Genomic DNA, 14,428 nt, shown 5'->3' with positions numbered 1-14,428 from the left:
AGGCGCCTCTGGCCAAATGTTCGTACGCTTCGCGTGCTTGATCGAATGGGTACACGTGGTCGATTACCGGGCGAATCTTGTGCTCGTTCAAGAATTCGTTCATTCGGTCAAATGACGAGCGTGGAGCAACGGCTATGCCGCGAATCGTTGTTTGCCGGAAAATCATAGGCATCAGGTTCAAGGCAGAGGTCTGGCCTGTCAGAAAGCCGATCTGTGCGATACGTCCACCTGCCTTTGTTGCAGCAATCGATTGATTGATGCCGTCACCGCCTGCCACATCCAGCAGGAGATCCACTCCCTTGCCGTCAGTGAGCTTCAAAACTTCCTCTGCCCAATCAGGGGTGGTGCGATAGTTCACACCCGCAATAGCGCCCAGTTTTTTTACAGCTTCCAGATTGTCATCACGGCTGGAGGTGACGATCACCCTGGCTCCCAAAGCCGTAGCAATTTGTGCTGCAAAAACAGAAACACCTCCAGATCCCTGAACCAAAACGGTTTGGCCGGCCTCTATCTGGCCATAGTCGACGAGCGCATACCACGCCGTCAGAGCAGCAATTGGAAGGGTCGCTGCTTCCTCATCAGACATATTGTCGGGGGCACGTACCGCGCTGTCTTCATGGATGATCATGTATTGCGCCAGACCACCAGGCAATGGCGAGCCGAAGCAGTAGTTGGGTTCATCTGGCCCAGGCATGCCGTCCAACCAACGGGAGTAGAGGTGTGAGTTGACCCGATCTCCGATAGCAAAGCGGCTGACACCTTCACCTACTGCCACGACAGTTCCCGCCGCATCGCTGACGGGGATCAGCGGCTTGGGCACCCTGTGCGGTTCATAGATGCCGTCAACGATGGCCTTGTCCCGGAAATTGAGTGATACAGCGCCTACTTTAACCAGCAGCTCACCCGCTCGGGGCACGGGGGTTTCCGTTTCGCCCTGCACGAGATTATCCAAGCCGAAATCTTTTAGAAGCCACGCTTTCATTTTCTGTCTCCAACAATTTTGAATGTGCAGGGGAGGAACGCTCCTCCTTTACGCTGAGGACATTGTTGAGGTTTCGCGGCTCTAGATAAATGTGCAGAAACCAACAGGATTGTTATCCTGATCAGCAACAATCATCCCGTTAACACGCTTCACGAGAAGAGACTTATGGAGCTTCTACAGTCGATGCAAGTATTCGCCAAGCTAGCGGAGTTGGGGAGCTTCACCAAAGTCGCTGAGGCAATGCAGGCCGGGCGCCCGCACGTCACACGCACCATTCAGGATTTGGAAGCCTCGCTGGGTGTTCGTCTGTTCCAGCGCACTACGCGTAAAGTAAAACTGACTGCTGAGGGCGAGCGGTTTTACGAACGCGTCAAAGAGATTTTGGCAACCATCGCAGAAACCACTTCCATGTTCGACCGTAGTGGGTCGACGTTGCGTGGGCGGCTTCGAATTGACATCCCCACTGCATTTTCCCAGCACAGTTTCATGGAAAGCCTCAGGAGATTTACCGAGGCATTTCCCGACATCGAGCTCGCGCTAGGCGTGACCGACCGTACGGTAGATCTCGTAGCCGAGGGCATCGACTGTGTATTGCGAATGGGTGAACTTCCGGATTCAAGCATGGTGGCTAGAGAAATTGGCACCGCCACCATGGTGACCTGTGCGTCTGCAGGTTATCTCCAAGCCTGCGGTGCACCCATAACCCTACAAGATCTAGTAGACCACCCATGTGTCAGCTTCCTTTCCGGTCAAAATAACAGACCGCTGCCTTGGCACTTCTCGGTAGACGGCGAAGATCGTCCACATACGCCTCGGGGTGGAATCACCGTGAATGAGTCGAATGCCTACGTTCAATGCGGTGTTGCAGGCTTCGGCATTGTTCAAGCGCCTGGAATTGCCGTTGAGACATTCCTCGCAAGCGGAGAACTGATCGAAGTGCTCAAGGCATTTCGTCCAAAGCCTCGCCTGGTTTCCGTGCTTTATCCAAGCAGAACGCATCTTGCGCCTCAGGTCGAGGCATTTGTGGATTGGCTGAAGGAACATTTTCCGGTGCTACACCCCAACTGGTTCACAGCGCACTAACCTTGGCTCATAGGCTGACTCCGCACCAAGACGGACTAGTGCAAGATGTGTTCGGTAGACGCTTAAGGTGGGGGAGCCGGACGGTTACCCTTCAAATCGAACAAGGATTAACCAGGTTTACGATGGAGGTCATCGTCATCCCCGCTCTCCCTCGACCCGTGTCGCTCACATAATCCTTTTCAGTGCCCACCAAGGTTCGTTTTCCTGGTTGGAGCATGGTATCGACGATGAGTTTTTTCTTCGCGATATCCGGTTTAAAACTCGGCTCTACTGGCCAAATCTGCACGGCGTAGTCTTGGGTGAACAAAAACAGATTTGGAGCGGTATCTACCGGCGTTTGTAAGTGCGCGCACATGACGTCGCTGGCTTGTACTTCAACCATTGTTTTGTAGTGGGGCTTGTCGTAACTGGCCAATATCAATTTCGTGCGAGTCTGAACCCCCAGCGCTTCCTGAGGGTGGCAAGGCGTCACTTCTCCATAGGCGTAGGCGCACCAATTCACCTGGGTCATTGTGACGATTTCCTCAGGTTTTAAAGACAGATCTTTCTGGATGTTCAACCGGTCTTGCGGTTTTTCGTAGGGGATTGTCGTGCAGCCAGTGAGCAATGCGAGTGCGAGCAGAGTGATGAACTTGAAGTACATGGCTTTCATTTCCTATGAATTACATCGACCTGATAGAAACAACTTCCACAAAACGGAATTTTTTCCTGGCCGCCTTGGTAGCGTCTGGCTCAGCCAGGATACCGGGGAGAGACTCTTGCTCGGAAGGCGCGCTGCAGAGATGCAGGCTTTTTTTGCCTTGGATTTGGCCTGCATGGCGCGATTCGCAAGAAGCAAACTCTAGCCCTTCGATTCAGACAGGTTTGCTTTTTGATTTGGCAGGCAGTGGATTAACAAGCATTCGATTCAATTCTCCAGCGAGCGCTATCAACTGCTGTTCCAACGCTTCGACCTCTGAGACGCTGATGCCATTGTTGAGGACTTGCAAGGTTTTGGCTTGCTTCTTCGAGGCTGGCGCTAGGTTATAGGTGTCCTGGGAAATCAATGCCTGTCGCAGTAGATTGTTGATCACGGTCTGATAGCCGGTGCCTGCACTCTGGGCACGTTCACGGGCGGCTTCGATCACAGCATCGTCCAGCATGATCGTGATACGGGTTTTGCCTTTGTTGCTGGCGATGGCGCCGCGCTTGGCGTTACTGAAGTCGTATTCGTCTTTCATGGCTCAAACCTCCAGGTACTCCGTTTGCGTCGGTGCCCATGATCACCCAGCGTTCTTCTCCGTGATCGTGATCTTGTATGGCCAGGGCTGCCTCGTCGTAAAACACCGGTTCGGCATCAGCTAGGCTTACGCCTTTATGCTTGCGCTGATTAGCGATGTTTTTAGCGTTATCGAATTGAACCACGCAAGTTTTCATTATGCATATTTTATATGTATAAAAAAGCGATGAATGGACGATCAGGCAGGATGATCGGCTGTGACGATCTATATCGTGCACACGCCATTTTCCCTCCGCTCAGTTGGAGCTTGATCTTGCAGAGATTGCCTGCGGATTTCCGTGCGCAACGGGCGTCTGTTTACGTAGCCATGTTCTGTTTTCTTTGTCGGAAGGCGTGTATAGACATGACCGAATGTCATATCGAAGCGTTTGCGTGGTAGGCGGGCAGGGTTTGAGCCCAGGTCGTGGAGCCTCAGTTAGCAGCGTTCTCACGAGTATCAAGCTCCCGACGCGGCAACCGCCCATTAAGCACGACGTACGCCGCCAACCCAATCAGCAGCCCCCAAAACGCCCCGCCAATCCCGAGCAACGTGATGTTGGCGGCCGCAATAGGCTCGTAGGAGCGAGCTTGCTCGCGAAAAACTCACAGGCGCCGCGTTCATTCAGGAAGCACGCGTTATCGTTGACGTTTTTCGCGAGCAAGCTCGCTCCTACAGAGGTCACTGAACGGCATCATGTATCTAGAGCCTGCTCGGGGTTTGAACCGCAGGCAGGATGTCGTCGAACCATTGCGCCAGGTTCGAGCCTGATAGCCGCTGCACCTCATCGAGATCCATCGACTCCTCATCATCGGCGGTGTAGCACTGGTCACCGCTGCGCCTGTCATCGGGATACACCATAAAACCACCGCGGCCGTCAGGGCAGTCGGGCAGATACACCGAGGACAGGTCGCGTTGCTCATCCAGCTGCGCATTCAAGCGCGCGATATAGATGCCCATCGAAACCGCCACGCCAATAACCAGCACCACGCAGGCGACCAACTGGCCGGTATAGCTGGCGGCAATCTCATCACGACGCACGGGCGACATCACACGACCCTGTCTGCTCAACGTTCTGGCCCACCAGAAACCAGCCATTGCCTCCCATGCGTATCAACTGCGTTTGCTGTGGAAGGATGCCCACCATCAGCGCGAGGAAAATCACGGCTAACAGCACCCCTTTGATCATCGAATACAGGTTCATGACGGTGACGAGCTCTGGATAAGAAGAGCCTTAGCCTAAGCAGCACGGGGTTAACGTCAGGTAAACATCACGGGAAACAGCCCGACTTCCGCTATCCTTCACACCGCTGCGCACTGCCTGCCCGAGGGGTTTTTTCCGTGCATATTCATCTGCTGCTGGTCGAGGATAACCTGGACCTGGCCACCACCGTCATCGAGTACCTGGAGATCAGCGGCATCGTCTGCGATCACGCCAGCAATGGCCAGGCCGGGCTCAACCTGGCGCTCAACCAGCATTACGACGTCATTTTGCTGGACATCATGCTGCCGCGCCTGGACGGCCAGCAGGTGTGCACAGGGTTGCGCCAGCAAGGCATCCAGACCCCCATCCTGATGCTGACCTCGCTGGATGCGTTGCCCGACAAGCTCGCCAGTTTTGCCGCCGGCGCCGATGACTATCTGGTCAAGCCGTTCGAACTCGCCGAGCTGGTGGCGCGGATTCGCGCCTTGAGCCTGCGGCGCAGCGGCCAGACCAGCCGCCTGCAAGTGGACGACCTGGTCATGGAATTGACCACCCGCAAAGTCAGCCGGGCAGGGCAGGAGCTGCATTTGTCACCCATCTGCTGGGCCTTGCTGGAGCACTTGATGCGCGCCAGTCCCGAGCCTGTTCCCAGGGAGCGGTTGGAAAGCAAAATCTGGGGCGATGAGCCGCCCGACAGCAATACCCTCAAAGTGCATATGCACCGGCTGCGCAAGGCGGTAGACAAACCGTTTGGCCGGCCACTGATCCATACCCTGGCGGGTGTCGGCATTCAGGTAAAACCCCATGCGTAACGGCCTTAGCTTGAAGTGGGTGATCAGCGGCAGTTTCCTGTGCCTGATTGCGGTGGTGCTGGTGATCTACAGCAAGCTGCTGCCTGAATTCACCGTGCGCGGCCTGTTCTACACCGCCAGCGCGATGATGGAAGAGGAGGCTCAGTATTTTCTCCGGCACTACAAACAGGACCCGACCACGCCGACGCCGCACAATTACTTCTATACCAGCGTCATCGGCAAGGAGGCGTTGCCGCAGGACGTGCGCGAGTTGCTCACTACATCGCCGAGCCTGTCCTTTGGCGCGGTGAATATCTTCGGCGATCTCTATTCCGATGACGACGATGAGCCGTTCCAGATCATCCTCGAACAGCCCCTGGGTGACGGCAAAATCCTCTACATGTACGACATCGATCACGATAAGGAAGCAGGGGGAGAGGTCGAGACGCCGTTGTCTGATGCCTATTTCGATCAGGTCATAGAGAGTGTCAAGTTCATCAGCCTGGCGGTCTTCGTGCCGGCGCTGATCATCATCGCCTTGCTGGTCTGGTGGCTGGTTCGGCCGCTGGGGCGCCTGGTGCAATGGTCCGGCACACTCAAAGACCCTGAGGCACTGACCGGCACACGGCCGGGTTTCAGCTTTAAGGAGTTCAATATGCTGGCCGATGCCCTGGCCAAAAGTGTTGAGCAGGTGCAGGCCGCCAGCGAACGAGAAGGCCGCTTGTTGCGTTACACCAGCCATGAACTGCGCACGCCCCTGGCGGTGCTCAAGGCCACAATCGAATTGTTGGCCCTGCAATCGGGCGGTGCGCTGCCACCCTCATTGCAGCGCATAGAACGTTCGGTGATGAACATGCAACTGATCGCCGAAACATTGCTGTGGATGAGCCGCGAGCGTCCCGAGCCGCTGCCGGAAGAAGACGTTGACCTGAGCGAACTGGTGGGCGACCTGATTGAAAAACACCGCTACCTGATCGGCAACCGGGATATCGAGTTGAGCATCGACATCCACGACGGCCCTTGCCGATTGCCTCCTACCGCATGCCGCATCGTGATCGGCAACTTCCTGCGCAATGCGCTGCAATACGCCGAAGAAGGCACCGTGGAAATCCGCTTCAAATACCCGCGGCTGATGATTGCCAATCACATCAGGGAGACAGGGCCGCAGCAGGAGTCCGATGATTTTGGCTATGGCCTTGGGCTGCAGTTGATGCGCGAGCTATGCGCAAAGCTGGGCTGGCAGATTGAGGTGATTCGTGAGCAGCAGAGGTTTACGGTCATTCTTGATTTTACGAGCGGGCGGGGCGGCGAGTCAGCAAGTTGAAGGATTTGTAGCCATCGCTCTGTATGGGCCGCGTGTGCCGGCATGGAAAGGACATGAGCAAATGGAACGCAACATTGAAAGTGCGCTGCGCGTGTCTTCCGTCGGTGGCCTCGCGAGTGGCGAACTGCTGATATCCAAGGCTCAACCAACAGATTTAATACGCCTGGGAAATTTCCTACATAATTTTTCTTCTTGCGCTTTTAGCGTTACAGCGTTCGCCTAGCCAGTATTTTATCGCAGCCCTACCGGGGGACTTGCTGCTGGCTCGGGCGAATACTCTTAATCTCAATGGTTCGGTGTAGCGGCTTCAGCACAGCGCGATGAACCATAAGGCCAGACAAGGAGCGGTCAGTGTCCAAGCTATTTCATGCACGCATAGTTCACCCCCTACAGATGCAGGGCTGGCTTTAGACGATGCTTTAAATTAAGTTTAAGCATACGGGAGCTCATAGCTACGCTACGGGTGTGCTTAGTTGTTTTTTTTTTTTTTTTTTTTTTTTTTTTTTTGCCAAGATTTATTTGGAGGAAAACTATTCAAAAGCCTACAGTGCGGTTATTTAAAATGTGATCTTAATTTAATTTGGCAGGGATAACGTTTTTTTTGCACGCAGACGTTGTGCTATTCGTTTGCGTTAAAGCTAGCGGACTGGCTATCAATTGCAAAAGAGACTGTCGTCAGGGTGTGTAACCAGCTGGAATCGCTCGGCGTCAGCCAGCGCTTGTGCTGTGGAGGCTGTCATGGCTATTTATTTCCTAGAAATAAATTCAGTTCTGGAGCCTGTAGCATTGAGGCATGAAGTTTTGAGCTTTCTCGGGCTATCAGTCTAGGTTTTATTAATACTTTAAATTTCGATATTAATTTACGCTCGGTGGGGTCGAAAACGGCTCAAGTTATTGTGTCTATTTTTAACGGCGTGATACTCGGACTATAGTGGGCGCTTCATGGTGCTGCTCAAAACCGCTAGCTCTACACGGCTGGTCGTGTTGGTCTTTTTTAATATTGATGAAATGTGATCCCTGACGGTATGGTCGCTAATTCCCAATTGTCGACCGATTTCTTTGTTGGTCAGGCCGTAAATCAAAAGGCCTAACACATCAGCTTCACGGTTGGTAAATTTCAATGCTGATTTTCCTTTGTTGTTTTTCGAGAAAGCAGGGTTGGTATTCATGTTTTTTATGAATAACTGATCCGAATCATATTTGTCTATATGCCTTACGAACGAGGGAGGAGAAAATTTATTCGCTGAAATATTTTGTATCAGAACGATTTTTAATTTTATCGGTTCGGTTTTTTTATGCTGAAAGAAAGCTTGTTGTGCGAACCGAATTCGAGAGTGATTGATAAGGACAAGTTGTGACGTCGAAAACCCCACTGTTCCGGCTTGAGGCGTTGACCTCCAGGCATGTGAATTGGCTAGGTGAAATTGTGCTCGTCAGGCCGGTCTCCTTTGCCTTTTTGACGCTGGTTGCGGGGTTGCTCGCGACCATGGTGGTGACTTTTTTTCTTTGGGGCAGTTACACAAAGCGCATCACTGTACCGGGTCAGTTGGTGCCCTTCGCGGGGCAACTGAAAATACACGCTCCCCAGTACGGTTTGGTCCTGGAACGCTTTATCGAGGAAGGCCAGCCGGTTAAACAGGGAGCGCCATTGTTCCGAGTTTCCAGTGAACGATATGCAGGGGATTCGCGGCCGGTACAAGCAGACGTAAGCGATCAACTTGCAATGCGGCAACGTTCTCTCAGTGATGAACTCATGAAAAAAAAGCAACTTCAAGCGCAGGAGCGGCAAAGCCTGCAAAGCAAGCTGGACAGTCTGCGACGACAACTGCGAACGCTCGCACAACAGACAGCCAGTCAGGAGAAGCTTGTAAAGCTGGCGACCAATGCGGCTGATCGTTATCAAGGATTGATGGATAAGGGTTACATCTCAATGGATCAACTTCAACAGCGCCAGTCCGAACTACTTGGCCAGCATCAGACGCTTCAGGGACTGGCACGCGAAACGACAGTGTTGAATCTGCAATTGGTGCAGGTGCAGCATGAGCTTGCAGGTCTTTCGTCACTGCATGAAAACCAACTTGCCGGCATTCAGCGCTCGCTGTCGGGTATCCAGCAAGAACTCATTGAAAGCGAAGCCAAGCGTGCCTTGGTAATAACGGCTCCCCAAGATGGGGTGGCCACTGCGATTCTTGTTGAGCCGGGCCAGACGGTTGATAGCTCGCGGGTCTTGATGAGCATTGTGCCCGCCAATTCCCATCTACAAGTAGAGTTGTACGCACCTAGCAAAGCCATTGGTTTTGTGCGTGCGGGCGACCCCGTGAGAGTGCGGTATCAGGCATACCCCTACCAAAAGTTCGGCCAACACAGTGGCAGCGTTACCTCTATCTCAAAAGCATCGCTGTCGGCCGCTGATCTGGCAACGATGACCGGTAGCGTTCCAGGGCTTGGCCTTGAAGGTGAGCAGATTTATCGCATTCGCGTTGATATCGAAGCGCAATCCGTACTGGCTTACGGCAAGCCGCGCGCGCTGCAAACCGGCATGTTGGTTGAGGCAGATATTCTGCAGGAGACCCGCCGCCTCTATGAGTGGGTGCTTGAGCCGCTCTACAGCCTGACTGGAAAACTTTAGGAGAGCAGCATGAGCTACCTCGATGCGATCTCCTTGCGAATGGGTCGCCGCCTGCCCTTGATTCTGCAAACTGAAGCCACGGAGTGTGGCCTGGCCTGCCTGGCGATGATCACAGGCTTCCATGGTCATCATTCCACGTTGATGGACTTGCGCCGCCAATTCAACGTGTCGCTCAAAGGCAGTACGCTCAAGCAACTGATCCAGATTGCCGACCAGCTCAATCTCGGTACTCGGGCTGTCAGGCTGGAACTTGAAGATCTGAACAAACTCAAGCTGCCCTGTATTTTGCATTGGAACTTCAACCACTTCGTTGTGCTCAAGGCGGTAGAGAGTCAACAAATTATTGTGCATGACCCTGCGAGTGGCATGCGGCATCTGAGCTTGGCCGAGGCCAGCAAATCCTTTACCGGGGTAGCGCTCGAAGTCTGGCCGGAAGGAGGCTTTGAAAAGCAGGAGCCCAAGCCCCAGGTCAAACTGATGGGTATGCTGGGAAAAGTGAGTGGCCTTTATCGCTCCCTTGGGCAGGTATTGGTCTTGGCATTAGCCTTGGAAGTGTTCTCACTGGTCAGTCCGTTCTTGCTGCAATGGACGCTCGATAACGTATTGGTCACACAGGATCGTGACCTGCTGACCACGTTGATAATTGGCTTTGGCCTGTTGTTGCTGATGCAGCAAACGGTGAGTGCCATTAGGGCCTGGGTCATGATGCACATGAGTACGCTGTTGAGCGTGCAATGGTGTGCCAATGTCTTCAGTCATCTACTGCGCCTGCCAATCCAGTATTTTGAAAAGCGTCATCTGGGAGATGTTGTCTCACGCTTCGGTGCTGTCGACGTCATTCAGGGGACCCTGACAGCCGCGTTCTTTTCCGCCGTTCTGGATGGTCTGATGACCATCGCTACCTTCACGCTAATGCTTGTATACAGCCCATTATTGGCGGCCATCGCAGCAGCAGCGATGTTCCTGTACGCCCTGGTTCGCTGGGCGTGGTACTACCCGTTACGGCGGGCCAGCGAAGAGCAGATTGTTCACGCCGCTCGCCAGGAAAGCCACTTCTTGGAAACGGTACGCGGCATACGGCCGATCAAGCTGTTCCAGCGCCAGAATGAACGGCGTCTCGCCTGGCTTGGATTGCTGGTAGAGCAGATCAATGCAGGATTGCGGACTCAGAAGTTACAGCTGATCTACACGCAGTTGAACGGTTTGATATTCGGTCTGGAAAGCCTGATCGCCGTAGGGGTCGGTGCGTCGATGGTCATGAATAACCAGTTCACCGTGGGTGTACTAATCGCCTTCATGGCTTATAAAAATCAGTTTGTCAGCCGCGTCGCGAGTCTGATCGATCATTTTTTTGAGCTTTACATGCTGCGTCTGCAAAGTGAGCGACTGGCCGACATCGTCATGCATCCACCGGAAGACAGTCGTGGGACGCTCGCCGGCGTGACGTGGCCAGCAAGCCCTGTAGATATTGAACTCAAAGGTGTGAAATATCGATATTCCGATCAAGAGCCATTCGTACTTGACGGTATTGATCTATGCATCGCACAGGGCGAGTCAGTGGCGATCACTGGGGTCTCGGGCAGTGGCAAGAGCACCCTTGTCAGCTTGCTGTTAGGAATCCTCCAGCCTACTGAGGGCAAGATTTGCATCGCCGGTAGTGATTTGCAGCAACTGGGTACCGAAAAGTTTCGCGGCAAGATCGGCACAGTCATGCAGGACGACTGTCTGTTCGCTGGTTCACTGTCAGACAACATTGTGTTTTTTGAGTCAAATCCTGATCTGGACTGGGCCATGGAGTGTGCACGCATGGCGTCCATTCATAGCGACATTCTGGCCATGCCGATGGGTTACAACACCTTGGTAGGTGATATGGGCACGGTGTTGTCTGGTGGTCAGAAACAGCGTGTGCTGTTAGCCAGGGCGCTCTACAAGAAACCCGACATTCTGATTCTGGATGAAGCCACCAGCCATCTGGATATGGCCTGCGAGCAACAGGTCAACGAGGCGGTGCGTGCGTTGGCGGTGACGCGCATCATCATCGCTCACCGCGCTGAGACGATTGCGTCGGCAGATCGGGTTGTGGTGATGGAGCATGGGCGTATTGTGCCGACACCGTTTGCCGAGACTCATTGTATTCATGCCATCGGCACGGTCACTTCGTGATGAGGGCGGCACGTACAGCAGCAATAGTGGCTGGTCTTTGTGCTGGCTCTCAGTGGGAAGCAGCAGCAGGTCTGGATGTGTTCATGACTGAGCGCACGGTTGCGCATACCGCCACTCAGCCCATCGACAGGGTTCCAGGTGCGTGCGAGAGCAGCCCGCTACCGGCGCGTTTAACACTGGAGAACATGATAGAGCGCGTGCTCTGTCACGACCCCCAGGCACGGCTGAACTGGGCAACTGCCAGGGCCATGGCCGCTGATGTCGGGGGGCGGCAGGCGGCGTATCTCCCCAGGCTCAACGCAAGTTCGGGTATCACCACGGGTCGCAACGACACGAATTATGACCAGCGTGAGGAATACTCCAACCGTGGTCATAAAAGCCAAGTGGATCATCGATTGGCCTTGAGTTGGGTGCTGTTTGATTTTGGTCGGCGCGATGCAGCATTGCGTAATGCTCGTCAATTGTTGATTGCGGCGAACGCCAATCAAGATGAGCAATTGCAGCAAACCTTCATACTGGCTGCGCAGTTGTATTACGACACGCTGGCCGCACAAAACAGTCAGATAGCTGCTGCTCAGGTGGCGGCCCTTGCAGCCGAAAACCTTAAGGCAGCCAGTGCCAAACATGACGCAGGCGCTGCTGCACTTTCGGACCGCCTCCAAGCCCAGGCAGCGTACTCCCAAGCGGCACTCAATGAAGTGCGCAGCAATGGTGCTTTAGTCAATGCCAAGGGGCTTATTGCCCTGCGCATGGGACTGGCGCCACAAACACCGCTGGAGCTAGCAGGAAGCCTGACTCAGCGCCCGGATACGCACTTTGTCAAAGGCATTAATGAGCTACTTGAACAAGCCAAGCAGGATCATCCCTCGCTCATTGCTGCCAAGGCTCAGTTGAATGCGGCAAAGGCCGCCATCGACGAGAGTAAGGCGCAAGGTCGGCCTACATTGTCATTTATTGCCAGTGCCTCAGATGTGCAGCTTAACCAATCAATGGCGTTCAACGGCGATAGTCGAACGCGGGACAACAGTGTCGGCCTGCAGCTGAATATTCCTTTGTTTGAAGGATTCGAGCGCACTTATCAAGTAAGAAGCGCTCAAGCACGACTGGAGGCGAGGGAGGCCGAAGTGAGTGATGTGGAGCAGCGCATTTCGATAGACCTTTGGGGTAACTATCAGGCACTGATCACTGAAACGCGATCTTTGGAAAGAACGGCTGACTGGGTGGATCAATCCAACCAGGCACTGGAGGTAGTGCAAGGCCGATACCAATCCGGTGTTGGCAGCATGATCGAATTACTCAATGCATTGACTGCGTATGCGACCGCAGAGCAGCAGCACATTAATGCACTGAATAGTTGGCAAATGGCACGCTTGAAATTAGCGGCGAGCTTGGGGCGCCTGGGGTTCTGGGCGCTATAGTCGCTTGTGTTTTAAATAAACTCAAAACTATAACTAAAAATATAAATGTAAAAAGCCGAGAAGCCATGATGAATACGGAAGCAGAATGTGCAGTTGCGTCGAGATTTAACCGGAATAGCTTTCTGCGGAATACGTCACTTTTACTATCATTGTATTGGAGGTCGGAAGAAAAATTTTTTGCGTGGTGCGCACTCATTGCCTTGGTAACGCTCTCTCTGTTGGGGGTTGCAACTGCATTAGCGCTCAATGAGTGGTATAAGCACTTCTACAATGCCATTCAAGAACTGAATGCTCACAGGTTCTATACATTGATATCGGTTTTTCTTGGAGTTGTTTGTTTCTCGGTAGCACGCTCAGTGCTGACCACCTATTTGGTAGATATATTTGCACTTAAGTGGCGTCGGTGGCTGACTAATTATTATCTTTCTGAATGGATACTTCAGTCACCGCAGCCGGATCAGGTTGAACGTCACGTTGACAATCCAGATCAGCGTATCGCTGAGGATATCAATAAGTTTACTTATTCAACCGTCTATCTTGCTTGCGGGCTTATTTATACGCTGGCGAGTGTGGTGTCATTCAGTGTGGTGCTCATCGCCATTTCGGGTAGTGCGTCACTGTGGGGGGTGACGGTTCCTGCCTATATGTTTTGGGTGGCGATTATATATGCTGTGCTGGGCATGTATATCAGTCAGAAAATCGGATTCAAACTTGTGTCCCTGAACAATCATCAGCAAAAGTCAGAAGCAGATTTACGTTATTGTTTGGTGCGGTTTCGTGATCGAAATAAAAAAGGGTATGGTAAAGCAATGCGAAGTTCTGAAAAGGCTAATCTTAGCAACAAGCTTGATATTAGTCTCGCTAATATGCGCCGTACCGTCCGGGTGAAAGTGCGCCTTTCGTTGTTTACAGAAAGTTATGGTCAGCTCTCATTGCTGTTTAGTAGTTTGCTGGCAGTGCCGAGGTTTTTTTCTGGCGCTATCAAGTTTGGCGATGTGATGCAGATTAATTCGGCATTCGGAAACCTCTGTGAAAATTTAAGTTGGTTTATTAATGCCTACCAGGACATAGCGGAGTGGAAAGCAACTACTGACCGAATGATATCTTTTGATGAGGCGTTGGCGCAGCAGGTTAAAATTTCAACGAGCTATCGTGACCTCATAAGACTTCCTAATTAAGGCGATAACATGTCTAAATTAACACTGAGCGATTTGCCGGAAGTGTTTGTCCCCTTTGAAACCGTAAAGGCCAATAGAGGAAAGGTTATCTATTACAACAAAGACCTTGGGGGTACCTTGAGTGCTTCGGAGTTAATGTCGAAATATAATTATATAACCATTGATACGGCTCTCGAGTCGGACAATTTTCTGGATAGAAAGGTTTTTTTTGCAGAACGATATGGCGGTGATGGGATTTCCACCAATGGTGGCGGAGGACGCTGTGGTTTCGATGGGGTATTTCTATTTTGTTTCTTTTTTACATCTCCGAGCCCACGAGACTGTCTCTGGGGTCTCGTAAGACGTGTTCTGCTTGTATATAAAAAAAAAAATCCAGTCACACAGAAGAGACTTTATCATT

At 52.7% G+C, this 14,428-nt stretch carries 15 protein-coding genes and 1 pseudogene; 8 read left to right on the top strand and 8 right to left on the bottom strand.

Annotated elements, in window-relative coordinates; all coding sequences use genetic code 11:
- Positions 1-982: zinc-dependent alcohol dehydrogenase family protein (locus GIW04_RS18315; RefSeq protein ID WP_236479100.1), on the bottom strand; the 982-nt coding region annotated here is incomplete at its 3' end.
- A 183-nt stretch (positions 983-1,165) separates the two neighbouring features.
- On the opposite strand from GIW04_RS18315, the gene GIW04_RS18310 reads away from it, so the two are divergent.
- Entirely contained in the window at positions 1,166-2,065 is a 900-nt protein-coding gene (locus GIW04_RS18310) for a LysR family transcriptional regulator (RefSeq protein WP_120248486.1), read from the top strand.
- 91 nt (positions 2,066-2,156) lie between these two features.
- On the opposite strand, the gene GIW04_RS18305 is transcribed toward GIW04_RS18310, so the two are convergent.
- The 6 genes and pseudogenes from GIW04_RS18305 to GIW04_RS18280 all read right to left on the bottom strand — a co-directional run bounded on the left by GIW04_RS18305 (position 2,157) and on the right by GIW04_RS18280 (position 4,525).
- A complete protein-coding gene (locus GIW04_RS18305) occupies positions 2,157-2,708 on the bottom strand; it encodes a hypothetical protein (RefSeq protein WP_057709821.1) in 552 nt (183 codons plus the stop codon).
- Positions 2,709-2,919: 211 nt separating this feature from the next.
- Positions 2,920-3,285, bottom strand: a complete 366-nt coding sequence (locus GIW04_RS18300; RefSeq protein ID WP_120248382.1) for a BrnA antitoxin family protein — start codon at positions 3,283-3,285, stop codon at positions 2,920-2,922.
- The gene (locus tag GIW04_RS18295) at positions 3,260-3,469 is read right to left on the bottom strand and encodes a BrnT family toxin (RefSeq protein WP_082239768.1); all 210 of its coding nucleotides are present in this window, start codon (positions 3,467-3,469) and stop codon (positions 3,260-3,262) included. Before GIW04_RS18295 ends, GIW04_RS18300 begins: the two co-directional genes overlap by 26 nt.
- A 286-nt stretch (positions 3,470-3,755) precedes the next feature.
- Positions 3,756-3,890, bottom strand: a pseudogene (locus tag GIW04_RS18290) (benzoate transporter); the annotation flags it as partial.
- 133 nt (positions 3,891-4,023) lie between these two features.
- Positions 4,024-4,371, bottom strand: a complete 348-nt coding sequence (locus GIW04_RS18285) for a hypothetical protein (protein WP_120248381.1) — start codon at positions 4,369-4,371, stop codon at positions 4,024-4,026.
- Positions 4,352-4,525: a hypothetical protein gene (locus GIW04_RS18280; protein ID WP_169912622.1), complete on the bottom strand. Its 174-nt coding sequence runs from the start codon at positions 4,523-4,525 to the stop codon at positions 4,352-4,354. Before GIW04_RS18280 ends, GIW04_RS18285 begins: the two co-directional genes overlap by 20 nt.
- Positions 4,526-4,662: 137 nt before the next feature.
- On the opposite strand from GIW04_RS18280, the gene GIW04_RS18275 reads away from it, so the two are divergent.
- Positions 4,663-5,337: a response regulator transcription factor gene (locus tag GIW04_RS18275; RefSeq protein ID WP_034136049.1), complete on the top strand. Its 675-nt coding sequence runs from the start codon at positions 4,663-4,665 to the stop codon at positions 5,335-5,337.
- Positions 5,330-6,640 carry a sensor histidine kinase gene (locus GIW04_RS18270; protein WP_120248380.1) on the top strand — a complete coding sequence of 437 codons (1,311 nt, stop codon included), beginning with the start codon at positions 5,330-5,332 and terminating at the stop codon, positions 6,638-6,640. The genes GIW04_RS18275 and GIW04_RS18270 overlap by 8 nt, the downstream gene beginning before the upstream one ends.
- A 926-nt stretch (positions 6,641-7,566) precedes the next feature.
- On the opposite strand, the gene GIW04_RS18265 is transcribed toward GIW04_RS18270, so the two are convergent.
- Positions 7,567-7,809: a response regulator transcription factor gene (locus tag GIW04_RS18265; RefSeq protein ID WP_120248964.1), complete on the bottom strand. Its 243-nt coding sequence runs from the start codon at positions 7,807-7,809 to the stop codon at positions 7,567-7,569.
- 203 nt (positions 7,810-8,012) lie between these two features.
- Here GIW04_RS18265 and GIW04_RS18260 point away from each other — a divergent pair, with 203 nt between their 5' ends.
- From GIW04_RS18260 to GIW04_RS18240, 5 genes are all read left to right on the top strand, one after another.
- Positions 8,013-9,269 carry an HlyD family secretion protein gene (locus tag GIW04_RS18260; protein WP_120248973.1) on the top strand — a complete coding sequence of 419 codons (1,257 nt, stop codon included), beginning with the start codon at positions 8,013-8,015 and terminating at the stop codon, positions 9,267-9,269.
- A gap of 9 nt (positions 9,270-9,278) precedes the next feature.
- Positions 9,279-11,432: a peptidase domain-containing ABC transporter gene (locus GIW04_RS18255; protein ID WP_057711876.1), complete on the top strand. Its 2,154-nt coding sequence runs from the start codon at positions 9,279-9,281 to the stop codon at positions 11,430-11,432.
- Positions 11,432-12,850, top strand: coding sequence for a TolC family protein (locus GIW04_RS18250; RefSeq protein ID WP_057711875.1), 1,419 nt, complete (start codon positions 11,432-11,434; stop codon positions 12,848-12,850). Before GIW04_RS18255 ends, GIW04_RS18250 begins: the two co-directional genes overlap by 1 nt.
- Positions 12,787-14,028 carry an SbmA/BacA-like family transporter gene (locus tag GIW04_RS18245; protein WP_147412293.1) on the top strand — a complete coding sequence of 414 codons (1,242 nt, stop codon included), beginning with the start codon at positions 12,787-12,789 and terminating at the stop codon, positions 14,026-14,028. Before GIW04_RS18250 ends, GIW04_RS18245 begins: the two co-directional genes overlap by 64 nt.
- Before the next feature lie 9 nt (positions 14,029-14,037).
- Positions 14,038-14,428 (top strand): hypothetical protein (locus GIW04_RS18240; RefSeq protein WP_236479099.1); only part of this gene is annotated, 391 nt, incomplete at its 3' end.

It is taken from the genome of Pseudomonas sp. PA-4-8C (assembly GCF_021606625.1).
Taxonomy (GTDB): domain Bacteria; phylum Pseudomonadota; class Gammaproteobacteria; order Pseudomonadales; family Pseudomonadaceae; genus Aquipseudomonas; species Aquipseudomonas lactis.
Note: the sequence above shows the minus strand (reverse complement) of the source record. Positions and strands in the feature narration are given on the sequence as shown.